The sequence below is a fragment of the Bradyrhizobium sp. genome (assembly GCF_047605465.1).
Classification (GTDB): Bacteria; Pseudomonadota; Alphaproteobacteria; order Rhizobiales; family Xanthobacteraceae; genus Bradyrhizobium.
The window spans coordinates 23,854-46,204 of the sequence record NZ_JASGFS010000029.1 but is presented as its reverse complement, the minus strand read 5'-3'; the positions used below and the strand labels follow the sequence as shown (position 1 = coordinate 46,204).

Sequence of the window (22,351 nt, the reverse complement as noted above, 5' to 3'; positions counted from 1 at the left end):
ATTGCGACACCGCCACCAGCCGCGTGTTGGGACCGGCTTCGGCGCGGCTTCCCCTGCGGCCATCCTTCGAGACGCCCTCCCTGGGCGGGCGCCTCAGGAGGCGGGCACATCGCGGGTGGGATCATCCGATCCTGGCGGTGGGGACCGCCTTCGGCAGGCGCCTCGGACCATGAGGCCCTCTGTGATCGCCTTGCGCCCGGCGGGCCCCCTCCTCGCCCCCGGCGGCAAACTGATGCTTTTCGTACCGTCCGCCGATTGCGGCATTGCCGGGCCCCGTCAAAAAACCAAAGCATTCTCGTGACATACTGGTAGGGCGTGCCATCAACTTGCCATGAACATGCCCCTGAGATTTGATGGTTCCGAATGATTTGCGCTTTGGCAGCGGGGAGAGCTTGAAATGACGGATTTTCGTCGCCTGACCGGGATGTTCATCGCAGGGTCGATGGCGGCCCTCGGCCTGATCCTGACCAGCCCCTACGCCGCCGCCCAGCAGCCGGACCGCGGCGATCAGCCGGGTGTGATCGCCGACGAGAGCTATCAGCTCGATCCGGAATGGCAGAAGCAGGTGGTCTATTTCCGCACCACCGAGGCGCCCGGCACCATCATCATCTCGACCGCCGAGCGGCACCTTTACCTGGTGCAGCCCGGCGGGCGCGCGATCCGCTACGGCATCGGCGTCGGCCGCGACGGCTTCCAGTGGCAGGGCCTCCTGAGCATCACCAACAAGAAGGAATGGCCGGACTGGACGCCGCCGCCGGAAATGATCCAGCGCCAGCCCTACCTGCCCCGCTTCATGGCCGGCGGCCCCGGCAACCCGCTGGGGGCCCGCGCGATGTATCTCGGCTCCACGGTCTACCGCATCCACGGCACCAACCAGCCCGACACGATCGGCACCAAGATCTCCTCGGGGTGCTTCCGCCTCGTCAACAACGACGTGGCCGATCTCTACGATCGCGTCCCCGTCGGTACCAAGGTCGTGGTGCGGCAGAAGCCGGAACTCTAGAGATCATCGCGTCCGCATGATCCTTCCGGAAAGCCGCCCTGCACCTCGCGCTGACGCGGCCTTCCAGTCCCGGATCATGCTTCTCCTCCTTCGCTAAACTCCTTTTCCCGATTATTTCGAGAGAGAGACATCATGCGCACATTCCGAGGCGGCCTGATCATCGGGCTCGCGGTTGCCGTACTGGTCGGCGCTCTGGCGGTGATCTACGAATTCTACGACACCCGCACCCTCAAGCGCACCGTCCGTCGCGGCGAAGTGCTGTGCGGCGTCAACAAGGGCCTTCCGGGCTTCTCGAACCCCGACGACAAGGGCAACTGGACCGGCTTCGACGTCGATTTCTGCCGCGCGGTGGCCTCGGCGATCTTCGACGATCCCAGCAAAGCGAAGTTCGTTCCGCTCGATGCCAGCGAGCGCTTCAAGGAGCTGCAGAGCCGCAAGGTCGACATCCTCTCCCGCAACTCGACCTGGAGCATGGCGCGCGAGCTCGACTATGACCTCTACTTCCCCGCGGTCGCCTATTACGACGGCGCAGGCTTCATGGTGCCCCGCTCGCGCAACAAGGAAACCGCGCTGGACCTGACCGACAGCAAGGTCTGCGTGCAGGCCGGGACGACGACGCTGCTCAACCTCTCCGACTACTTCCGCACCAACAACATGAAGTACCAGGAGATGAAGTTCGACAAGCTCGAGGACGTCGTGAAGGCCTATGACAGCGGCAAGTGCGACACGCTGACCGCCGACGTCTCCCAGCTCTACGCGCTGCGGCTCAACCTCTCGAAGCCCGGCGACCACATGATCCTGCCGGACATGATCTCCAAGGAGCCGCTCGCTCCCGTCGTGCGCCAGCGCGACGACGACTGGATGATGATCGTGAAATGGACGCTCTACGCGATGATCAACGCCGAAGAGCTCGGCGTGAGCTCGGAGAACATCGACGAGGCCCTGAAGTCGAAGAAGCCGGAAGTGATGCGGCTGGTCGGCACCGAAGGCAATTACGGCGAGCAGCTCGGCCTCACCAAGGACTGGGCCGTCCGCATCATTCGCCACGTCGGCAATTACGGCGAGATGTACGACCGCAACATCGGCGAGAAGTCCAAGCTGAAGATCCCGCGCGGCATGAACCAGCTGTGGAATGCCGGCGGCGTGCAGTACGCCCCGCCGATGCGGTAGGCATCACGCAACGACAGTTGCGCTCCGAACGTTTGGGATGCCCGGATCAGTTCCGGGCATTCTCGTTTCTGGAGCCGCCGTGGCGCTTCGCCATTAAAGCCCTTCGTCATTGTAGCCGTTCGTCATTGCGCGCGCAGCGAAGCAATCCAGGATGCTGCCGCGGTGACGGTCTGGATTGCTTCGTCGCTGCGCTCCTCGCAATGACGTTGAGGCACGGATATACGCAACGCTCTCGATCGTCGCGACCGGCAAGTCCCTCTCCCCTCATCCTGAAGAGCGCGGAACGCGCGTCTCGAAGGATGAAGGCCGGGATGAAAGAGCGTGGGCCTTCATGGTTCGCAACGCCGCGAAGACGCGGCTCCTCACCATGAGGTGATGGCGTTCAATAGCCGCGCGCGCGGGCGAGCTGTTCGGTGTGGTAGTTCGCGTCGCCGAACAGTTCCTCGCAGACCCTGGCGCGCTTCATGAAGAAGCCGATGTCGAACTGGTCGGTCATGCCCATGCCGCCATGCATCTGCACGCCTTCCTGCACCGCGCGCGTGGCGGTGGTGCCGGCGCGGGCTTTTGCCACCGCGACCGCGGAGGCGGCCTTGGCGACGTCTCCGTCCAGCGCCTGCAGCGCCTTCATGGTGGCGGCGCGGGTGATCTCGATGTCGACATAGAGCTCGGCAGCGCGGTGCTGGAGCGCCTGGAATTCGCCGATCAGCTTGCCGAACTGCTTGCGGCTCTTGAGATACTCGACGGTGCGGTTGAACACCTCGTCGCTGAGACCCACCATTTCCGATGCGACAGCGCCACGGCCGATATCGAGCACGCCGTCGAGCAGGTTCGCGCCCTGGTCGATCTCGCCGAGCACGCTGTCGGCGTTGACCTCGACATTGGCAAGCTCGATCCGCGCCGCGTTGTGGGCGTCGACCATGATGGTGCGCTCGATCGAAACGCCCTTCGCCTTGGGGTTGACCAGGAACAGCGTCAGCCCCTCGCGCTCGCCGGCCGAGCCCGCCGTGCGGGCGGCCACGATGAAGAGATCCGCGACATGGCCGTCGACCACGAGGGCCTTGGCGCCGGAGAGCTTGAAGCCGTTGCCGGCGCGCACGGCCTGCAGGCTGGTCTGGAGCGGACGATGCTTGGCGCCCTCGTCGATCGCGAGCGTCGCCAGCAGCGAGCCGTTGGAGATCTTCGGCAGGTATTCCGACTTCTGCGCGGCATTGCCGCCGCGGTTCAGCGCCGAGGCCGCCACCACGCTGGTGGCGAGGAAGGGCGAAGGCATCAGCGTGCGGCCGATCTCCTCCATGACCACGCCGGCCTCGACGAAACCGAGACCGGAGCCGCCGAACTCCTCCGGCACCAGCAGGCCGGCAAAACCCATCTCGGCGAAGGAATGCCAGAGCTCCTTGGAGAAGCCGGTGGGGTCATTGGCGTCGCGCAAGCCGCGCAGGTGCGACACCGGCGCCTTGTCGCTGATCAGCCCGCGCGCGCTGTCGCGGAGCATCGATTGTTCTTCGGTGAGGACGAGGGCCATGTGAAAGTCTCTAGCGTCTCTGGAAATCTGTTGATGTCATTCCGGGGCACGCGACGCGTGAACCCGGGATCTCGAGGTTCCCGGTTCGATGCCGCGCATCGCCCCGGAACGACGGTGAAGCTACGCCCCCGGCAGATCGAGGATGCGCTTGGCGACGATGCCGAGCATCACTTCGCTGGTACCGCCCTCGATCGAGTTGGCCTTGGTGCGCAGCCAGGCGCGCGGGCGGGCGCCGTGCTTCGAACGCTCGCTCTCCCATTCCAGCGCATCGACGCCGCCGGCCGACATCAGGATCTCGTAGCGGCGCTTGTTGAGCTCGGTGCCGTAATATTTCATCGCGGAGGAGAACGCCGGATGGGCCTGCCCGGCCTTGGCGAGATCGACCGCGCGCTCGGCGCAGGCGGCAAGCGCCGCCTCATCGACGTCGAAGCTCGCGATCTGACCGCGCAGCATCGCGTCGTCGAGCCTGCCTTGCGCATCGGAGCCGACGGAGTCGGCCGCGATCTGGCCGAGCGGACGGCCGACGCCGCGCTCGCCCATGCCGGAGATCATCGCGCGCTCGTGCTGAAGCAGATATTTCGCGACATCCCAGCCGCGATTGACCGTGCCGACCACATGCGATTTCGGCACGCGGACACCGTCGAAGAAGGTCTCGCAGAACGGCGAATAGCCGGAGATCAGCAGGATCGGCTTGGTCGAGACGCCCTTCGAGGTCATGTCGAACAGGATGAAGCTGATGCCGTCGTGCTTCTTCGCGGACGGGTCGGTGCGCACGAGGCAGAAGATCCAGTCGGCGTAGTTGGCGTAGGACGTCCAGATCTTCTGGCCGGTGATGACGAAGTCGTCGCCGTCGCTCTCGGCGCGGGTCTGCAGCGAGGCGAGGTCGGAGCCGGCGTTCGGCTCGGAATAACCCTGGCACCAGCGGATCAGGCCGGCCGCGATCTTCGGCAGATGCTCCTTCTTCTGCGCGTCGTTGCCGTATTTCAGCAAGGCGGGCCCGAGCATCCAGATGCCGAAGCTCGACAGCGGCGGGCGCGCGCCCATCTTCGCCATCTCCGCGCGCAGCACCTTGTGCTCGGCCGCGCTGAGGCCGCCGCCGCCATATTCCTTCGGCCAGTCCGGCACGGTCCAGCCCTTGTCGCGCATGCGCTCGAACCAGACGCGCTGCGGCTCGGAGGAAAATTTCGCGTTGCGACCGCCCCAGAACACGTCGGTATCCGACGTCGCGGGCTTGCGCATCTCCGGCGGGCAATTGGCCTCCAGCCAGGCGCGGGTCTGCTGGCGGAATTCCTCGAGATCGGCGGCTTCAGATTCGCTCATGGTCGTTTCCATCAATCAAAATCGACTTGTTGGGCGCGACTCTGGGCCATCGCACCGTGGAATTCAACCACTTCCGTCGCCCGCGCCTACGCATGACAATCCGCATTCAGCTATAGTCGCGGCGACGGCGAAGCTTGAAAACAAAGAGGAAACAACGATGCGCCTGAAACTTCTTTCGCCTGGCGAAATGAACGAGAGCCAGCGGCAGACCTATGACGAATCGATTGCCGGCAAACGCGGCAAGCCCCCGGCGCCGATGATGGCCTGGCTCAACAGCCCGGAGATGGCGCGGCACGCGACGCGGCTCGGCGAGGTCCTGCGTTTCGACACCGTGTTTCCCGCGAAGCTCTCGGGAGATCGCGATCCTGGTGACGGCGCGGCACTGGACCGCGCAGTACGAGTGGTATGCGCACAAGCGCCTCGCGCTCGAGGGCGGCATGAAGCCGGAGATCATCGACGCGATCCGCGATCGCCGCACGCCGGAATTCGACGACCCAAAGGGCCGGATGATCTACGACCTGGCGAAGTCGCTGCATGAAGGCCACGGCGTCGAGAAAGGGCTCTACGATGCGGCGGTCCAGCTGCTAGGCGAGCGCGGCGTCGTCGAGGTGATCGGGCTGTGCGGCTACTACACGCTGGTATCGATGACGCTGAACGCCTTCGCGTTCGAGCTGCCCGAAGGCGAGGTGCCCGAACTGTCCTAGCCGGGGGTCCGGAAGCGCAGTTGCACTTCCGGAAACGATGCGTTTCGGGATGGCTGGTAGCGCCGTCCCGGAACCGGCCCTATGTGGAGCTGGTCAACGGAGCAACACCCATGTCGCAGACCCCCGCCGTCAACGCCGGCACACGGATCGGCCACGTCCATCTCAAGGTCGCCGATCTCGATCGCGCGCTCGGCTTCTATTGCGGCGTGCTCGGCTTCGAGCTGATGCAGCGCATGGGCTCCGGCGCGGCCTTCATCTCGGCCGGCGGCTATCACCACCACATCGGGCTCAACACCTGGGAGAGCAAGGGCGGCTCGCCGCCGCCCCCGGGCACGACCGGGCTGTTCCACACCGCCATCCTGTATCCGACGCGGCCCGCGCTCGCGGACGCCCTGCACCGCGTGCTCTCCGCCGGCATCGCGCTCGATGGCGCCAGCGACCACGGCGTCAGCGAAGCGCTGTATCTGCGCGATCCCGACGAGAACGGTGTCGAGCTGTATTGGGACAAGCCGAGGGAGCAATGGCCGTTCGGGGCGGACGGCAAGCTCGCGATGTTCACCCGGCGGCTGGATGTCGAAGCGCTGCTGAAGCAGCGCGAGGCGTGATCTCCGCTTCCTCCGCCTCGTTGCGAGGAGCGCAGCGCCGAAGCAATCCGGACCGCTTGCGCGGCGACAGCCTGGATTGCTTTACTGCGCTCGCAATGACGGGCTGTGTCGAAGCGCCTCGCGTACTTGTCCTCGTGCGCAGCCGCGGGCTCATTGCCGCGAGGTCGGCAAAGCGAAGCGTGTTCACCAGAGCTCGCGGCGGATCGCATCAAACGGTGGGCACGGCGCTGCCCGCCTTCGCCCACACTAAGCAGGCCTGGCCCGCGCCGTACCGCGCACCATGATCAGCGCGGCTGCGGCCACTTCCAGCGCAATGCAGAGATAGAACGGCAGCGCATAGCCACCGGACAGGTCGTGCAGGAACCCGACGACGCCGGGACCGAACGCGTAGGTGACCTGGTTGATCGCGGTGTTGAGGCTGATCAGCACGCCAAACGAGGCGGAATCGAACTCCTGCTGCACGATCAGCGACGGCATCGTGATGAGGTTACCGACCGAGAAGCCGAACACCGCGCAGGCCGCGATCAGCACGTAGTCGTTGTGCAGGTTGATGACGACGAGCAGCGCCGCCGCCTGGCTCAGGAACGACAGCGCGGATGCCAGCCGCTGGTTGAGGCGGTCGATCACCATCGAGAACAGCACGCGTCCGATCACCGCCATCGCGGTCAGCACGGCGACGGCGACCGCCGCGCGCTCGCGTCCGATCACGGGATCGAGGAACGAGATCAGGTGCACGATGAAGCCGACCTGGGCGAACAGCACCAGCGCGAACGCGATCGTCACCGTGAGGAAGCCGACGTCGCGCAGCGCGGCCTTGCGAATCTCCGCCGATGATTTCGGCTTCGCCTTCTTCGCCGCCTGCCAGCCATGAAGGTCGGGCGGCCGGCCGACGACGAGGAGGATCACCGGCAACAGCAGCACCAGCATGGCGCCCGCCGCGGCATACATCGCGCTGGCAAAGCCGATATGGCCGATCAGGGTCACCAGCAGCGGAACGCCGACGATGCCGCCGAAGCTCGCGCCGTTCAGCGCCAGGCTGATCGCCATGCCGCGCTTCTGGTCGAACCACAGGCTGATCGTGTTGGTGATCATCGCCAGACTGGTGCCGGCCCAACCGAAGGCGAGCACGGCGTCGGCGAGATAGAGCTGCCAGGGCTGACGCACCGCGCCGATCGCGATGGCGGCCGACGACATCGCCAGCGTGCCCGCGATCAGGCAGAGCCGCGGGCCATAGGTGCGGACCGCCTCGCCGACGAAAACGACGAGCAGTGCGCCGAACAGATAGAAGAACGTCGTGCCCGAGGAGATCAGCGAGGCCGGCCAGCCCCGCGCGCGCTGGAGCTCGGCGACATAGACGCTCTGGCCGTAGAAGCCGAGCCCCCAGCCGAAGGTCGCGAGCAGGAAGCAGACCGCGACGATGCGCCAGCCCTCATAGCGGAACGAGGATTCGTCGATGGCTGGAGTCTCGGGACTGTCGAGCATGCTGCTTACTCCGTCATGCCAGGGCTCGTCCCGGGCATCCACGTTCCTCGATCGGCGCACCCAAGACGTGGATGGCCGGGTCAAGCCCGGCCATGACGCACCATGTAGTGGACCACCGTCCGAAAATCACTTCGACGGCGATCGAAGTGTCATGACTGCTGACAGCCTCCTGCCAGCCGCATCGCGCGTGGCCTTTCCGGAAAGCGGCTGCGCACGTTCCCGGATCGCGCGCTAGATCGCGTCCGGAAACTCGCCCATCGCCGCGTCGAGCCGCGCCTTGCGGCGGCGCGCCCAGGACGCGAGCGAGAGCACGGCCAGACCGAGCAGCACCGGCGGGAACACCACCATGTTGACGGCCGACCAGCCGTAATTCGCGAGCAGCTGACCGGACGAGAACGAGCCGATCGCCATCATGCCGAAGATGAGGAAATCGTTGAAGGCCTGCACCTTGTTGCGCTCCTGCGGCCGGTGCGTCTCCAGCACCAGCGCGGACGCGCCGATGAAGGAGAAATTCCAGCCGACGCCAAGCACGAACAGGGTCGCCCAGAAATGCATCGCGGTGATGCCGGTGAGACCGATGGCGGCCGCACCCGCCTCCATCAGCAGGCCGGCGGCGACGACGCTCGGCGCGCCGAACCGCGCGATCAGCGCACCGGTGAAGAAGCTCGGCCCGTACATCGCGACGATGTGCCATTGGATGCCGAAATTGGAATCGGAGACGCTGAGGCCGCACATCTTCATGGCGAGCGGCGCCGAGGTCATCACCAGGTTCATCATGGGATAGGAGATGACGCCGCACAGCGCGGCGGCGATGAAGCGCGGCTGGGTCACGATCTCGAGCAGCGGCCGTCCGCCATGCAGGTCGGCCGGTGCCGGCTTCGGCATGTCGACGCCGGCGACGATGCCCATCGCGACCAGTGCCACCGCGGCCTGCACCAGGAAGCTGAAGGCAAACAGATAAGGCGGCCAGACGTCCATGGTCCATTGCACGAGCTGCGGACCGAGCACGCCGGCGAAGACACCGCCGGCCATGACCCAGGACACCGCCTTGGGCCGGTAGGCGGCGCTGGCGCCGTCGGCCGCGGCGAAACGGTAGGACTGCGCTACCGCGCCGTAGAGGCCGCCGAGGAACGTCGCGAGACAGAACAGCGGAAACGAGGCGTGCAGGATCGCGAACGAGCCGAGCAGGCCTGTGAGCGCGCCGCAGGCCGTACCGATGACGAAGGCCGCGCGGCGGCCGAACCGGCGCGAGATCGCGCCCGTCGGCAGCGTGCCGGCGGCGAGCCCCACCACATACATCGAGAGCGGCACGGTCGCGAGCGACATGTCGGGTGCGAGCGTTGCGCCGACGATCGAACCGGTGGCGAAGATCACCGCCGAATTGGCGCCCGTCAGCGCCTGCGCGGCCGCGAGGCGCACCACGTTGGCACGCGCACGGACGTCGTCGGCAATCTCATCGGTTGCAGTCACATCGATCATCGGCATTTCCGCCCGAGGGCCTTGTTGATTCCGGGCACTATGGAGGGCCGGAGGAAAGCGGACAACCGGCGCAAATGGGCGCAAGCCATGCCGCGGACGCAATTGGGCCGCAGATAGCAGCACGCGCGCCGGACGGCTTGCGCTCGATCAAATACCGTCCGCCCACACGATCTTCCGGAGTCCGCATCATGCCCATCGACGACAGGCCCACGCTTTCGGCTCCGGACGACGATCCCTGGCTCTGGCTGGAGGACATCGAGGGCCCGCGCGCGCTCGATTTCGTCGAGCGGCAGAACAGGCTGACGCTCGCCGCGTTCAGCGGCGCGTCCTTCGAACGCGATCGCGACACGCTCGCGGCGATCTACGATCGGCCGGACAACATCCCCTATGTCAGCCGGCGCGGCGCCCATCTCCACAATCTCTGGAAGGATGCCGGCAATCCGCGCGGCCTGTGGCGGCGGACGACGCTGGCGGAGTTTCGCAAGGCCAGTCCAGTGTGGGAAACCCTGCTTGATGTCGACGCGCTCGCGGCCAAAGAGAATGAGGACTGGCTGCTGAGCTCGATCAGCTCGCAGCCGGGCAGTCCGCGGGCCATGCTGAGCCTGTCGCGCGGCGGCAGCGATGCCGTCACCTTGCGCGAGTTCGACATGGACGCGAAACGGTTCGTCGACGGCGGCTTCGCGCTGCCGGAAGCCAAGGGCGGCGTCGACTGGCTCGATGCGGACACGCTGCTGCTGTCCAGCGCCCATGGCGAGGGCATGGTCACGAGCTCGGGATATGCGCGGACCGTTCGCCTGTGGCGGCGCGGCCAGAATGTGGATCAGGCGCAGGCGATCTTCGAGACCACCGCCGACCACATGCAGACCTATGGCAGCGCCGACGACACCGGGCACACGCCGCGCGCCTGGATCATCGACCAGATCGACTTCTTCAACTACGGCATCTGGCTGCGCGACGAGGCCGGCGGCACGACCAGGCTCGATCTGCCGACCGATGTCTGGATGCAGGCGCATGGCGACTGGTTCGCACTCAAGCTGCGCAAGACGTGGTCGATCGAGGGACGCAGCTACCCCGCCGACGCCGTGCTCGGCATCTCGCTCCCCGCGTTCCTCGCCGGCAGCCGCGATTTCACGGTGCTGTTCGAGCCCGGAGCGCGGCGCGCGCTGCAGGGATTCTTCTGGACGGCGGGCAGGCTGGTGCTTTCGATCCTCGACGAGCTGCGGCCGCGCTTCGAGATCTGCACGCCGTCGGCCGCCGGCTGGGGCCGCGAGACGCTCGGCGGCCTGCCCAACATCGGCGTCGTCGACGTCTGGCCGCTCGATCGCCATCCGTCCGAGAGCAATGGCGACCTGCTCGCCAATGTGCAGGACCCGCTGACGCCGCCGTCGCTGCTGCTGATCGAGCGTGGCGTGGCGAGCCCAACCGTGCTGAAGCAGGCGCCGCGGACCTTCAACGCCGCCGGTCTCGTCGTCACCCAGCACGAGGCGATCTCGATCGACGGCGAACGCATCCCCTACGTGCAGACCGGCCCGGCCGGCGAGACCGGCGACGCACCGGTGCACATGAGCGCCTATGGCGGCTTCGGCCTCTCGGTGAAGTCCTATTACAATCCCGCGCTCGGCAAGCTGTGGCTGGAGCGCGGCGGCACCACGGTGCAGGCGAATCTGCGCGGCGGCGCCGAATTCGGCACGCGCTGGCACGATGCCGGCCGGCTCGCCGGCAAGCGATTGTCGCACGACGATTTCGCCGCCGTCGCCGCCGACCTGGTGCGTCGCGGCGTCACGCAGCCGAAGCGGATCGCCGCGCAAGGCGGGTCGAACGGCGGCATCCTCATCACCAACATGCTGACGCGATACCCCGAGCGTTTCGGCGCGCTGTTCTGCACGATTCCGCTGATCGACATGCGCCGCTACACCAAGCTGCTCGCGGGCGCGAGCTGGATCGCCGAATATGGCGACCCCGACAAGCCCGAGGAGTGGGAGTGGCTGAAGACCTATTCCGCCTATCACAACGCAAAACCCGGCCAGCCCTATCCGCCGATCCTGATCGCCACCACGCGGCGCGACGACCGCGTCCATCCCGGCCACGCACGCAAGATGGCGGCCAAGCTGCAGGCGATGGGCTACGCAGCCTGGTTCTACGAGCCCGCGGCGGGCGGCCACGGCTACGGCAAGGACAACAAGGAGCGCGCCAGCTTCGAGGTGCTCGGTTTGCGCTTCCTGAAGGACAAGATCGGCTGGCGGGACGACGCGGCATGAGGGCCCCGTGCCGTCAGGCGAGACGTCGTTCGGCTGAACCAGCGGGAGCCGGGGGCGCTGCTCACCTCTCCCGCTGCCGGGAGAGGTCGGCGCGAAGCGCCGGGTGAAGGCTTTCTCCCTTGGGGTTCTCGGTTGCGAAGATACCCTCTCCCCAGCCCTCCCGCGCAAGCGGGCGAGGGAGTGCACCTCCCGCCTGGCTAACGCGAGAACACCAGCGTGAGATTGTTGGAGGGCATGTCGATCGCGTCGACCAGGCAAATGCCTGCGCCTTTCGCGAGCTTCTCGACGTCGCCGACGTCACGCACGCCCCATTCGGGATTGCCTTCGCGCAAGGACGTGTCGAACACGGCATTGCTGAGCGCGGTGTGCCGGCCGTCGCGCTTGAACGGGCCATAGAGAAACAACTGGCCATCCGGCCGCAAATAGCGGCCGGCGCCGGCGAACAAGCCCTCGGCCACGCGCCAGGGGGCGATATGAATGACATTGGCACAGAAGATGGCCGCAAGACTGGCCGGGCCGCGCCCGTTCTTCATCTCCGGGCACCAGTCCGGATCGGCAAGATCGATCCGCAGCGGCGCGCGGATGTTCGCCAGGCCCGAATGAACGCGCCAGGCCTCGATGCTCTTCAGATGACGCTGGTTGAGGTCGCTCGGCCACCAGACCAGATCGGGCGTGTGGCGGGCGAAATCGACCACGTGCTGGCCGGTTCCGCTGCCGACCTCCACGATGTCGCCCGAGCGTCCAGCAAGACGCTTCTCGAGCATCGCCCAGATCGGCTCGTGGTTGCGATGGAACGCCGGCGCATCGAGCCGCCCGTCGGACTCGACCCGGCCGCCGTCCCTGCCAAATTCAACGACATATTCAGCCAATTGACGTCCCCGGAAAACCAGCAAGCAGACCAAGACATGACGAGGGCCAAACGCCCTCCCGGAATAATTTGCCAGCTCAAAGCTGTCTAATGAATGAACTATCTATTCATTTGCAATGCGGGAGATATTAACTCCGTTTTCCAGCCTGCATAGTCTTGATTGTCAGGACATGCCGGGTGTGCTTTTGAGCACTATCTTTGGCATGTTGCATAACGCTCCGGGACGACGACGCCTTGACCGCCTTTCCTACCAAGCCCGCCCTGCTCGTTGCACTGGCCCTCCTGGCCGGCGCGGCCGCGTCTCCCGCGCGGGCGCAATCCGCCGTGGCCGAGGGACAGAAGCTCGCCTTCGACCGCGGCAAGGGCAATTGCCTGACCTGCCACGTCATCCAGGGCGGCGACCTGCCCGGAACGATCGGGCCCGAGCTGAAGGACATCAAGGCGAAATACCCCGATCGCAACGAGCTCGTTGCGATCCTGTTCGACGAGACCAAGCGCAACCCGCAGACCATGATGCCGCCATTCGGCCGGAACCGGATCCTCACCGACCAGGAGATCAGCGCGATCGTTGATTTCCTGCAGACGCTGTGACGGCCGGAACGCCAGGAGACCTCTGATGAACGCAACCACCGGCCCCATCACGACGCGGCGCCTGATCCTGCAGGGCGCGGCCTCGGTCGCGCTGATCGGCCTCGGCAACCTGCCGTTCGGCGCGGCCCCCGCGCGCGCCGCGGCGAACGACAAATATCCCGAAGACGCCTTCAAGCAGAAGAGCCAGGCCGACGCCATCAAGGCGCTGTACGGCAAGACGGCCGAGCCCTCCGACAAGGTCAAGCTCGACGCGCCCGAGATCGCCGAGAACGGCGCGGTGGTGCCGATCTCGGTGACGACGACGCTGGACAAGGTCACGTCGATCTCGTTCTTCGTCGCCGAGAACCCGAACGCGCTTGCGGCGTCCTACAGGATTTCGGATGGCACGATGCCGAGCGTCGCCAACCGCCTGAAGATGGCCAAGACCACCAACGTGGTCGCGATCGTCGAGGCCGACGGCAAGCTCTTCAGCGCGGCGAAGGAAGTCAAGGTCACCGTCGGTGGCTGCGGCGGCTAGAGCGCGGTCGTCGCGCTCCAGCTTTTGTTTTTGAGCATAACCTGATCGGAAAACCGCTTTTCCGGATCATGCCCCAGCGAGGGAGAGACAGATGGCATCCACGATTCGCGTGCGCGCCACCGCCAACGGCGACATCACCGAGGTGCAGGCGCTGATCCAGCATCCCATGGATTCCGGCTTCGTGAAGGATGCCAAGGGCGAGCTGATCCCCGCGCATTTCATCCAGGAGCTAAAGTTCGAATGCAACGGCAAGGACGTCTTCGTTGCCGATTGGGGTCCCGCTGTCTCCAAGGACCCCTACGTCAAGTTCAGCTTCAAGGGCGCCAAGAAGGGCGACGATCTCAAGATCTCGTGGACCGACAACAAGGGCGGCTCGGACACGACCACCGCGAAGATCTCGTGATGCGAGCTCGCTTCGCCCTCCTGCTCGGCTCCGTCTGCGCTGCGCTTGCCGCACTCGCCCTTGCGTCGCCGCGCGCCATCGCGGCCGACAAGGTCGATCCGGCGGCAGACGCAAAGGCCTTCCAGAATTTCTTCTTCCAGAAATTCCCCACCGTGAAGCACGAGGATTTCGTCAACGGTCCTTATTCGATGAACGAGGACATGAAGCGGCAGTGGCAGGAGAAGGAGGAGTTCCCGCCCTACGAGTTCTCGCTCGACGCCGGCAAGGAGATGTTCGCGACCCCGTTCAAGAACGGCAAGACCTATGCCGACTGCTTCCCGAACGGCGGCATCGGCATTCGCCAGAACTATCCTTATTTCGACGAGAAGGAAGGCAAGGTCGTCACGCTCGAGCTCGCGCTCAACCGCTGCCGCGAAGCCAATGGCGAGGCGCCCTATTCCTACGTGAAGGACGAGATGGCCTCGCTGACCGCCTACATGGCCTTCACCTCGCGCGGCAAGCCGATGGACATCAAGATCCCCGACGATCCGCGCGCGCTCGCGGCCTTCGAAAACGGCAAGCGCTATTTCTACACCCGCCGCGGCCAGATGAATTTCTCCTGCGCGAGCTGCCATGTGCAGAGCCCGGGCGAGCGCATCCGCGCCGAGGTGCTGGCGCCTGCGCTCGGCATCCTGAACGCGATGCCGATCTATCGTTCCGAATGGAGCGGCATGGGCACGATCAGCCGCCGCTTCGTCACCTGCAACAGCCAGACCCGCGCGGTTCCGCTGGAGCCGCAGTCGGACGAGTATCGCGACGTCGAATACTTCCTCTCCTACGTCGCCAACGGCTTGCCGATTTCCGGTCCGGGAGCGCGGCCATGAAGCTGTCACTTCCTCTCGCCATGGTGCTTGCCATGAGCCTCGCGCCAGCGGCGCGCGCGGCAACAGAAGCGGACTACAAGGCGGCCTATGCCGCGGCGGAGACTGCTTCCAAGGAGGCAGCCGGCATGCGCAACCAATGGACCACGACCGTCTCGACGCTGGCGGCAGCGAAGAAGGCCGCCGATGGCGGCGATTTCGACCGCGCGGTCGCCGCCGCCAAGGAGGCCGAGGCCCTGGCGAAAGCATCGATCTTCCAGGCCACGTCGGAAAAAGAGGCCTGGAAGGCGATGGAAATCCGCTAGACTGGCGCCGTCGAACCGTCGAAATGTCGCTGAGAGGCGCGAAGAATTCGAGATGGCCATCCGCCGCCGCGATTTTCTGAAGAGTGCAGGCGCAATCGCCGCATCAGCCGGGCTGCCGCGGTTTGCGCGCGCCGCCGAGGCCACGAGCATTTACGACCTCGAGCGCTTCGGCAATGCGCGGATCCTGCACATCACCGACACCCACGCGCAGCTCAATCCGGTCTATTTCCGCGAGCCGAGCGTCAATATCGGCATCGGCGAGATGGCCGGACAGCCGCCGCATCTGGTCGGCCGCGCCTTCCTGGACCGCTTCGGCATCCGGCCCGACAGCGCGGACGCCTATGCCTTCACCTGCTTCGAGTTCGAGAAGTCCGCCGCACGCTTCGGCAAGCTCGGCGGCTTCGCGCATCTGAAGACGCTGGTCGACCGGCTGCGCGGCGAAGTCGGCGACAGGCACGCGCTGCTCGTCGACGGCGGAGACCTCTGGCAGGGCACCGGGCTCGCCAACGTGATGCAGGGCCGCGACATGGTCGAGGTCGCCAACCAGCTCGGCATCGAGGCGATGACCGGTCACTGGGAATTCACCTATGGCGAGCAGGTGCTGCGCGACAATCTCGAACGCTTCAAGGGCGAGTTCCTGGCGCAGAACGTCTTCCTGACCGAGGAAGCCGCGTTCAACGACGCGCCCGCCTTCGACAAGGCGAGCGGGCGCGTGTTCAAGCCGTCGATGATCAGGGAGCTCGGCGGCCATCGCGTCGCGATCATCGGGCAGGCGTTTCCCTACGTGCCGATCGCGCATCCCAAGCGTTTCACGCCGGACTGGACGTTCGGCATCCGCGAGGAAGAGCTGCAGCGGCATGTCGACGGCCTGCGCAACACCGACAAGGTCGACGCCATCATCCTGCTGTCGCACAACGGCATGGACGTGGACCTCAAGCTGGCGAGCCGCGTCACCGGCATCGACGTCATTCTCGGCGGCCATACCCATGACGCCGTGCCGCAGCCGATCGCGGTGAAGAATGCGGGCGGCACCACGCTCGTCACCAATGCGGGATCGAACGGGAAATTCCTGGCGGTGCTGGACCTCGACATCGCCAAGGGCAAGGTCGGCGACGTCCGTTATCACCTGCTGCCGGTCTATTCCGAGCTGCTCAAGCCCGATCCCGCGATGGCCGAACTGATCGGCAAGATCCGCGCCCCGCATGTCAACGACTGGTCCGAGAAGATCGCGACGCCGGACCGCCTGCTCTATCGTCGCGGCAATTTCTCCGGGCCGATGGATCAGCTGATCTGCACCGCGCTGCGCAGCGAGCTCGATGCCGAGATCGCGCTGTCGCCCGGCTTCCGCTGGGGCGTCACCGCGCTGTCCGGCCAGCCCGTGACCATGGAGGACGTGCTCGCCGAAACGGCGATCAGCTATCCCGAGACCTATGTACAGGAGATGACCGGCAGCCAGATCAGGGACGTGCTCGAGGACATCTGCGACAATCTCTTCAACGCCGATCCCTACTACCAGCAGGGCGGCGACATGGTGCGCGCCGGCGGCCTCAGCTACACCTGCACGCCGACGGCCGCGATCGGCGGCCGCATCTCAGAACTGAAGCTCGACAATGGCCGGACCATCGAGGCGCACCGGCGCTACAAGGTCGCGGGCTGGGCCTCGGTCAACGCGCAGCAAGGCGCTCCGGTGTGGGACGTCGTCGCGAAATATCTCCGCTCGGGCCGGATGATGCCGGACCGCCTCGGCGCCGGCGTCACGTTGAAAGGCGTCGAGGACAATCCCGGCATTGCGGGACAGGGATGACCCACGCTCGGACATTCCGCGCCATGCTGATGGCTGCATTCGCCTTCGCCGCGATTCCATTGGCTTCCGCGCAGCTGGTGCCGCTGCAGGACAAGCCGTTCGCCGAGCACAAGATCGTGCTGCAACTGTCCGACGGCGACGTGAAGAAGCAGGCGCTGGTGCTGAGCGTCGCCAACAACCTCCTGAAATTCTACGACCCCGACAAAGTCGCTATCGAGGTGGTGGCATTCGGCCCCGGCATCGACCTCCTGCTGACCGGCAACGATCGCCGCAAGCAGGTCGAAAGCCTGATCGCGCAGGGCGTGCGTTTCGACATCTGCCTCAACACCGTCGATACGGTCGAGCGGGACACCGGCAAGCGGCCGGACTTCATCCCGTCCGCGACGCCCGTGCAGGTCGGGGTCGGGCAGATCCTGTTCCTGACCGAGAACGGCTACACGCTGGTGAAGCCGTGAGGCGATCCCCCGGGGCATGCGCGGTGATCCCCACGCAGGCCGGGAAGCCGATATGGCCGCGGCTCCGCGATATCCCTTCGCGCACCGGAAGACCGGCTCGCCCGCCTTCGCGGGCAATGTCGACGGGCGCGGTTGATATCCCTGAGCAATCACCGACAATAAAAATCTTCCACCTTTTTCAATAACGGCAGTGAATTACTTCTCCTAATGGACCATATCGTAGTAGAATCTGGAAACCAGATCACACCGGGTCCTCGCCATGATCTTCCGCCAGCTCTTCGACAGCGTTTCGGGCACCTACAGCTACCTCCTGGCCAGCCGCTGCGGCGGCGAGGCGCTGATCCTCGATCCCGTGCTGGAGAAGGTCGACCGCTACTGCCAGTTGCTGCGCGAGCTCGACCTCAAGCTGGTCAAGGCGGTGGACACCCACCTGCATGCCGACCACGTCACCGGCCTCGGCGAGCTGCGCGACCGCACCCATTGCATGACCGTGATGGGCGACCAGACCAAGGCCGACGTGGTGGCGATGCGGGTCGCCGATGGCGACAAGGTGACGATCGAGGGCCTGTCGCTCGACGTGATGTACACCCCCGGCCACACCGACGATTCCTACTCCTATCTGATGGGCGACCGCGTCTTCACCGGTGACACGCTGCTGATCCGCGGCACCGGCCGCACCGATTTCCAGAACGGCTCCTCGCGCGCGCAGTACGAGTCGATCTTCAACCGCCTGCTCAAGCTGCCGGACGAAACGATGGTATTCCCGGCACATGACTACAAGGGCGACACCGTCTCCACCATCGGCGAGGAGAAGCGCTACAATCCGCGCCTGCAGGTGCGCTCGGTCGACGAGTACGTCGAGCTGATGGCCAATCTGAAGCTGGCCAATCCGAAGATGATGGACGTGGCGATCCCCGCCAACATGCATGTCGGCCTGCATCAGGAAGAACTCGAAAAGGAGGGGCGCGTGCTCAGCGCCATCGAGGCGATGCGCTCGCTCGGCCGTCCCGACGTCCTGCTGGTCGATCTGCGCGAGACCAACGAGCGCGCCAAGCACGGCATGCTCGAAGGCGCGCTGCACACGCCCTATCCGTCGGTCGAGGAGAGCCTGAGGCCCGGCGGCATGCTGCGCGAGGTCGCCGCCGCCACCGGCCGCCGCATCGTCTTCTTCTGCGCCTTCGGCGAGCGCTCGGCGATGGCCGTGGCCGCCGCCAAGCAGGCCGGGCTCTCCAACGCCGTCCATATCGCCGGCGGCATCGACGCCTGGAAGAAGGCCGGCGGCCCGGTGGTGCGGGGCTGATGCCTCTCGCGGGCTTGCGGTAAGTCAGGAACCGCACATCTTTTCGGGATAGCGTCGGATGACGCATCACCATCCGGGAACTGCCATGGCCAAGACCGCCAAGCCGAGCGAACCGCCCAAGACAGCGGACGAGAAGGCGAAGAAACCTCTGCCTCCGCGCGACACCGACGACGATTTCGAGGACGGCGACATCGCCACGCCCAAGCGCGACCGGTACGGCAATGACGACGAGCCCTTGTAAGGGGCGCTGCCGAATTCAGCGCGATTTGGGTCTGCGCCTCTGCCCCACCCTGCGGCGGCGTCCTGGCGAAGGCCAGGACCCCGACCGCGTGATCCCCGGCTCCGATCGGCCGTAGTCCCGAATGACGAATCTTCGTCAAACGACGCCTGGGGGTAATGGGTCCTGGCTTTCGCCAGGACGACAATGGAGATGAGGCTCGGCTGCCTCGGCCAGACTTTCCGCTGATCGCTGACCGTCCCGCTGATGGCTGATCGGGTCCCCTGACGCCCCGGCCGCGCTACCTGCCATGCACCTGCGTTCATGGACAAATAACCGCTCTCCCCGATAGTTTGCCCGCCCTTGGAGAGTTGAAACGGAACGATAATGGCCGACGTTCTCGCCGCACCGCAGCAAGGCAAGGCGGACAGCGCGCTGCGCACGCTGAGCGGAATCTCGATTGCGCATTGGGTCAGCCATTTCCATCTGCTGGTCCTGCCGATGCTGTTCCCGTTCCTGAAGCAGCAGCTCGGCGTCGGCTATATCGAGCTCGGTTTCGCGCTCACCGTGTTCGCGGTGGTGTCGGGACTGACGCAGGCGCCGACCGGCTATCTGGTCGATCATTTCGGCGCGCGCAGCATCCTGCTGGGCGGCCTCGTGCTCGGCGGACTGGCGCTGATCCTGCTCGGCCTGCATCTCAGCTACGCCTCGCTGATCGTCTGCGCCGTGCTGCTCGGGCTCGCCAACAGCGTCTATCATCCCGCCGATTACGCGATCCTCGCCGAACACATGGACGAGGCGCGGATGGGCCGCGCCTTCTCGATCCACACCTTTGCCGGCTATCTCGGCGGCGCAGTGGCACCGGCGATCGTCGCCGCGCTGGTTGCCGTATCCGGCGGCAGCGGCGCGCTGATCGCGTCGGGCGCGATCGGCGTCGCGGTGGCGTTGCTGCTGGTCGTCATGAACATTCCCGATGCCGGCGCGCACAAGAAGAAGCCGGGCTACGAGAATGCGCCGAAGCAGGCCGTCATCACGCCGGCGCTGATCACGCTGACCGCGCTGTTCATGCTGCTGAGCCTGTCGGTCGCCGGCATCAACAATTTCGGCGTGGTCGCGCTGATGAGCGGCTACGGCGCCACCTACTCCGCCGCCAATGTCGCGCTGACGGCATTCCTGGCGGCGAGCGCCGCGGGCGTGCTCGCGGGCGGCTTCCTCGCCGACCACACCGAGCGCCACGGGCAGGTCGCGGCCGCCTGTTTTGCCGCGAATGCCGCCATCGTGCTGCTGATCGCGCTCGTCACGCTGCCCGGCTGGGCCCTCACGACGGCGATGACCGCCGCGGGATTCCTCTCCGGCGTGATCGCTCCCTCGCGCGACATGCTGGTGCGCAACGCCGCGCCTCCCGGCGCCGCCGGCCGCGCCTTCGGCATCGTCTCGACCGGATTCAATCTCGGCGGCATCGTCAGCCCGCTGCTGTTCGGCTGGATCATGGACCAGAGCGCACCGCACTGGGTGTTCGGCGCTTCCGTGATCTTCATGGTGGCGACCGTGGTGCTGTCGCCGTTCACGGAACGGAAGCCGCAGGCCAAGGCCTGAGCAACGAATTCGACTGTCGTCCCGGCGAAGGCCGGGGTTCATACTCACGGACGCAGTTTCGGCGCGAGCTGGCGATTGCCGGTCTTCGCTGAACCGAATGCCGTGGCTATGGGTCCCGGCCTTCGCCGGGACGACAGGAAACAAGACAAAACAAAGCGGGAAGAAACACCATGAGCACCCCTGATCTCGTGATCCGTGGCGGCACCATCGCGGATGGAAGCGGTGGCGAGCTGTTCGAGGCCGACGTCGCCATCACCGGCGGCAGGATCAGCGAGGTCGGGACAATCTCGGCCAGGGGCGCCGAGGAGATCGACGCGCGCGGAAAGCTGGTGACGCCGGGCTTCGTCGACGTCCACACGCATTACGACGGCCAGGTCACCTGGAGCCACGACATCACGCCGTCCTCGCAGAACGGCGTCACCACCGCGATCATGGGCAATTGCGGCGTCGGCTTCGCGCCGTGCAAGCCTGCCGACCACACCCGCCTGATCCAGCTCATGGAGGGCGTCGAGGACATTCCCGAGCCCGTGCTCAGCGCCGGCATTCCCTGGGCCTGGGAAAGCTTTCCGGACTACATGGACTGGCTCTCGAAGCGCGACTTCGACATCGATGTCGGCGCGCAGCTGCCGCATGCCGCGCTGCGCGTCTATGTCATGGGCGAGCGCGGCGCGCGCCGCGATCCCTCCACGGCGGAGGACAACGCCGCGATGGCGAGGCTCGCGGGTGAAGCGGTGCGCTCCGGCGCGCTCGGCTTCTCGACCTCACGTACGCTCAACCACCGCACCTCGACCGGCGATTTCACGCCGACGCTGAAGGCGGGCGAGGACGAGCTCACGGCGATCGCCGGCGCGATGCATCGCCAGGGCCGCAGCGTGCTGCAATTCGTGCTCGACCTCTCCACCATCCATGAAGACCTGCCGATGATGCTACGGGTGGCCGACGCGACGAAATGCCCGATCTCGTTCTCGATCACGCAGAACGACAGGTCGCCGCAGCGCTGGCGCCAGACGCTGGACGAGATCAATGCGGCAGCCAGGCGCGGCCTCTCCATCACCGCGCAGATCGCGGCGCGTCCCGTCGGCCTGCTGCTCGGGCTCGAGCTGTCGCGCAACCCGTTCCAGACCCATCCGAGCTACCAGGCGATCGCGCATCTGCCGCTGCAGGAGCGGCTGGCGCGATTGCATCAGAGCGACGTGCGCAAGGCGATCCTGAGCGAGACGGCGACCGCAACCGACGATCCGCTGTTCTTCCGGCCCAATTACGACAAGATGTTCCTGCTCGGCGATCCCCCGGATTACGAGCAGCCGCCGGAGAACGCGCTGGGGCCGCAGGCGCGCAAGCAAGGCCGCCAGCCGGAGGAACTCGCCTACGATGCGATGCTGTCGGACCAGGGCCGCGGCATGCTCTACGTGCCCTTCCTGAACTATTCCGACGGCAATCTCGATGCGACGCGCGAGATGCTGATCGATCCGCAATCGGTGCCCGGCCTCTCCGACGGCGGCGCGCATTGCGGCATCATCTGCGATGCCAGCTTTCCGACCTACCTGTTGACGCACTGGACGCGTGACCGCAAGCGCGGCGAGAAGCTGTCGATCCCGTTCGTGGTCGCGGCGCAGTCGCGCAAGACCGCGCTCTCGGTCGGCCTCACCGATCGCGGCCTGATCGCACCCGGCCACAAGGCCGACGTCAACGTGATCGACTACGACAGGCTGCACCTGCATCCGCCGAAAGTGCATTACGACCTGCCGGTCGGCGGTCGGCGGCTGTTGCAGGATGTCGACGGCTATGACGCCACGATCGTCTCGGGCGTGGTCACGCGCCGGCACGGGGAAGCGACCGGACACCGGCCGGGCAAGCTGATCCGTGGTGCGCAGGGAATGCAGTAGCGGGCG

At 66.0% G+C, this 22,351-nt stretch carries 20 protein-coding genes and 1 pseudogene; 16 read left to right on the top strand and 5 right to left on the bottom strand.

Annotation, left to right across the window (positions count from 1 at the left end):
* The first annotated feature begins 397 nt into the window (after nucleotides 1-397).
* Entirely contained in the window at nucleotides 398-1,003 is a 606-nt protein-coding gene (locus tag QM712_RS21085) for a L,D-transpeptidase family protein (RefSeq protein ID WP_415025070.1), read from the top strand.
* Between the two features lie 132 nt (nucleotides 1,004-1,135).
* Complete coding sequence (locus QM712_RS21080) at nucleotides 1,136-2,173, top strand: amino acid ABC transporter substrate-binding protein (protein WP_415025069.1); 1,038 nt, start codon at nucleotides 1,136-1,138, stop codon at nucleotides 2,171-2,173.
* A 382-nt stretch (nucleotides 2,174-2,555) separates the two neighbouring features.
* On the opposite strand, the gene QM712_RS21075 is transcribed toward QM712_RS21080, so the two are convergent.
* Both QM712_RS21075 and QM712_RS21070 read right to left on the bottom strand, forming a co-directional pair.
* A complete protein-coding gene (locus QM712_RS21075; protein ID WP_415025068.1) occupies nucleotides 2,556-3,695 on the bottom strand; it encodes an acyl-CoA dehydrogenase family protein in 1,140 nt (379 codons plus the stop codon).
* A gap of 120 nt (nucleotides 3,696-3,815) precedes the next feature.
* Entirely contained in the window at nucleotides 3,816-5,015 is a 1,200-nt protein-coding gene (locus QM712_RS21070; protein WP_415025067.1) for an acyl-CoA dehydrogenase family protein, read from the bottom strand.
* Nucleotides 5,016-5,172: 157 nt separating this feature from the next.
* Between QM712_RS21070 and QM712_RS21065 the strand changes: the two are divergent.
* Both QM712_RS21065 and QM712_RS21060 read left to right on the top strand, forming a co-directional pair.
* Nucleotides 5,173-5,719 (top strand): annotated as a pseudogene (locus QM712_RS21065) (carboxymuconolactone decarboxylase family protein).
* A 110-nt stretch (nucleotides 5,720-5,829) separates the two neighbouring features.
* The gene (locus QM712_RS21060) at nucleotides 5,830-6,324 is read left to right on the top strand and encodes a VOC family protein (RefSeq protein ID WP_415025066.1); all 495 of its coding nucleotides are present in this window, start codon (nucleotides 5,830-5,832) and stop codon (nucleotides 6,322-6,324) included.
* A 246-nt stretch (nucleotides 6,325-6,570) separates the two neighbouring features.
* Here the strand turns inward: QM712_RS21060 and QM712_RS21055 are convergent, their stop codons facing one another.
* A complete protein-coding gene (locus QM712_RS21055) occupies nucleotides 6,571-7,806 on the bottom strand; it encodes an MFS transporter (protein ID WP_415025065.1) in 1,236 nt (411 codons plus the stop codon).
* 231 nt (nucleotides 7,807-8,037) lie between these two features.
* A complete protein-coding gene (locus QM712_RS21050) occupies nucleotides 8,038-9,285 on the bottom strand; it encodes an MFS transporter (RefSeq protein ID WP_415025064.1) in 1,248 nt (415 codons plus the stop codon).
* Nucleotides 9,286-9,473: 188 nt separating this feature from the next.
* On the opposite strand from QM712_RS21050, the gene QM712_RS21045 reads away from it, so the two are divergent.
* Nucleotides 9,474-11,543 (top strand): prolyl oligopeptidase family serine peptidase, encoded by a 2,070-nt coding sequence (locus QM712_RS21045; RefSeq protein ID WP_415025063.1) that lies wholly within the window; start codon nucleotides 9,474-9,476, stop codon nucleotides 11,541-11,543.
* Between the two features lie 197 nt (nucleotides 11,544-11,740).
* Here the strand turns inward: QM712_RS21045 and QM712_RS21040 are convergent, their stop codons facing one another.
* Nucleotides 11,741-12,412 (bottom strand): DUF938 domain-containing protein, encoded by a 672-nt coding sequence (locus tag QM712_RS21040; protein ID WP_415025062.1) that lies wholly within the window; start codon nucleotides 12,410-12,412, stop codon nucleotides 11,741-11,743.
* 233 nt (nucleotides 12,413-12,645) lie between these two features.
* On the opposite strand from QM712_RS21040, the gene soxX reads away from it, so the two are divergent.
* The 11 genes from soxX to QM712_RS20985 all read left to right on the top strand — a co-directional run bounded on the left by soxX (nucleotide 12,646) and on the right by QM712_RS20985 (nucleotide 22,345).
* A complete protein-coding gene (gene soxX, locus QM712_RS21035) occupies nucleotides 12,646-13,002 on the top strand; it encodes a sulfur oxidation c-type cytochrome SoxX (RefSeq protein WP_415025061.1) in 357 nt (118 codons plus the stop codon).
* A gap of 25 nt (nucleotides 13,003-13,027) precedes the next feature.
* On the top strand, nucleotides 13,028-13,519 hold the full coding sequence (soxY, locus tag QM712_RS21030) for a thiosulfate oxidation carrier protein SoxY (RefSeq protein WP_415025060.1): 492 nt from the start codon (nucleotides 13,028-13,030) through the stop codon (nucleotides 13,517-13,519).
* Nucleotides 13,520-13,610: 91 nt separating this feature from the next.
* On the top strand, nucleotides 13,611-13,922 hold the full coding sequence (gene soxZ / locus QM712_RS21025) for a thiosulfate oxidation carrier complex protein SoxZ (RefSeq protein ID WP_415025059.1): 312 nt from the start codon (nucleotides 13,611-13,613) through the stop codon (nucleotides 13,920-13,922).
* Nucleotides 13,922-14,785, top strand: coding sequence for a sulfur oxidation c-type cytochrome SoxA (gene soxA, locus QM712_RS21020; protein WP_415025058.1), 864 nt, complete (start codon nucleotides 13,922-13,924; stop codon nucleotides 14,783-14,785). Before soxZ ends, soxA begins: the two co-directional genes overlap by 1 nt.
* Nucleotides 14,782-15,087 (top strand): hypothetical protein, encoded by a 306-nt coding sequence (locus QM712_RS21015; protein ID WP_415025057.1) that lies wholly within the window; start codon nucleotides 14,782-14,784, stop codon nucleotides 15,085-15,087. The genes soxA and QM712_RS21015 overlap by 4 nt, the downstream gene beginning before the upstream one ends.
* A 52-nt stretch (nucleotides 15,088-15,139) precedes the next feature.
* Nucleotides 15,140-16,891: a thiosulfohydrolase SoxB gene (gene soxB / locus QM712_RS21010; RefSeq protein WP_415025056.1), complete on the top strand. Its 1,752-nt coding sequence runs from the start codon at nucleotides 15,140-15,142 to the stop codon at nucleotides 16,889-16,891.
* A complete protein-coding gene (locus QM712_RS21005; RefSeq protein ID WP_415025055.1) occupies nucleotides 16,888-17,346 on the top strand; it encodes a hypothetical protein in 459 nt (152 codons plus the stop codon). The genes soxB and QM712_RS21005 overlap by 4 nt, the downstream gene beginning before the upstream one ends.
* A gap of 259 nt (nucleotides 17,347-17,605) precedes the next feature.
* Nucleotides 17,606-18,646, top strand: a complete 1,041-nt coding sequence (locus QM712_RS21000; protein WP_415025054.1) for an MBL fold metallo-hydrolase — start codon at nucleotides 17,606-17,608, stop codon at nucleotides 18,644-18,646.
* Nucleotides 18,647-18,731: 85 nt separating this feature from the next.
* Nucleotides 18,732-18,887 (top strand): hypothetical protein, encoded by a 156-nt coding sequence (locus QM712_RS20995; protein ID WP_415025053.1) that lies wholly within the window; start codon nucleotides 18,732-18,734, stop codon nucleotides 18,885-18,887.
* 363 nt (nucleotides 18,888-19,250) lie between these two features.
* Complete coding sequence (locus QM712_RS20990) at nucleotides 19,251-20,459, top strand: MFS transporter (RefSeq protein ID WP_415025052.1); 1,209 nt, start codon at nucleotides 19,251-19,253, stop codon at nucleotides 20,457-20,459.
* Nucleotides 20,460-20,629: 170 nt separating this feature from the next.
* Nucleotides 20,630-22,345, top strand: coding sequence for an N-acyl-D-amino-acid deacylase family protein (locus QM712_RS20985; RefSeq protein WP_415025051.1), 1,716 nt, complete (start codon nucleotides 20,630-20,632; stop codon nucleotides 22,343-22,345).
* Nucleotides 22,346-22,351: the final 6 nt, after the last annotated feature.

Excerpts from the sequence above, each read along its gene's own strand:
- QM712_RS20985 (WP_415025051.1), top strand. The coding sequence starts at position 20,630 with ATGAGCACCCCTGATCTCGTGATCCGTGGCGGCACCATCGCGGATGGA.
- QM712_RS21000 (WP_415025054.1), top strand. The coding sequence starts at position 17,606 with ATGATCTTCCGCCAGCTCTTCGACAGCGTTTCGGGCACCTACAGCTAC.
- QM712_RS21075 (WP_415025068.1), bottom strand. The coding sequence starts at position 3,695 with ATGGCCCTCGTCCTCACCGAAGAACAATCGATGCTCCGCGACAGCGCG.
- QM712_RS21050 (WP_415025064.1), bottom strand. The coding sequence starts at position 9,285 with ATGATCGATGTGACTGCAACCGATGAGATTGCCGACGACGTCCGTGCG.
- QM712_RS20995 (WP_415025053.1), top strand. The coding sequence starts at position 18,732 with ATGGCCAAGACCGCCAAGCCGAGCGAACCGCCCAAGACAGCGGACGAG.
- soxA (WP_415025058.1), top strand. The coding sequence starts at position 13,922 with ATGCGAGCTCGCTTCGCCCTCCTGCTCGGCTCCGTCTGCGCTGCGCTT.
- soxB (WP_415025056.1), top strand. The coding sequence starts at position 15,140 with ATGGCCATCCGCCGCCGCGATTTTCTGAAGAGTGCAGGCGCAATCGCC.
- QM712_RS21085 (WP_415025070.1), top strand. The coding sequence starts at position 398 with ATGACGGATTTTCGTCGCCTGACCGGGATGTTCATCGCAGGGTCGATG.
- QM712_RS21015 (WP_415025057.1), top strand. The coding sequence starts at position 14,782 with ATGAAGCTGTCACTTCCTCTCGCCATGGTGCTTGCCATGAGCCTCGCG.
- QM712_RS21070 (WP_415025067.1), bottom strand. The coding sequence starts at position 5,015 with ATGAGCGAATCTGAAGCCGCCGATCTCGAGGAATTCCGCCAGCAGACC.
- QM712_RS21005 (WP_415025055.1), top strand. The coding sequence starts at position 16,888 with ATGACCCACGCTCGGACATTCCGCGCCATGCTGATGGCTGCATTCGCC.
- QM712_RS21080 (WP_415025069.1), top strand. The coding sequence starts at position 1,136 with ATGCGCACATTCCGAGGCGGCCTGATCATCGGGCTCGCGGTTGCCGTA.
- QM712_RS21060 (WP_415025066.1), top strand. The coding sequence starts at position 5,830 with ATGTCGCAGACCCCCGCCGTCAACGCCGGCACACGGATCGGCCACGTC.
- QM712_RS21045 (WP_415025063.1), top strand. The coding sequence starts at position 9,474 with ATGCCCATCGACGACAGGCCCACGCTTTCGGCTCCGGACGACGATCCC.
- QM712_RS21055 (WP_415025065.1), bottom strand. The coding sequence starts at position 7,806 with ATGCTCGACAGTCCCGAGACTCCAGCCATCGACGAATCCTCGTTCCGC.
- QM712_RS20990 (WP_415025052.1), top strand. The coding sequence starts at position 19,251 with ATGGCCGACGTTCTCGCCGCACCGCAGCAAGGCAAGGCGGACAGCGCG.
- soxZ (WP_415025059.1), top strand. The coding sequence starts at position 13,611 with ATGGCATCCACGATTCGCGTGCGCGCCACCGCCAACGGCGACATCACC.
- soxY (WP_415025060.1), top strand. The coding sequence starts at position 13,028 with ATGAACGCAACCACCGGCCCCATCACGACGCGGCGCCTGATCCTGCAG.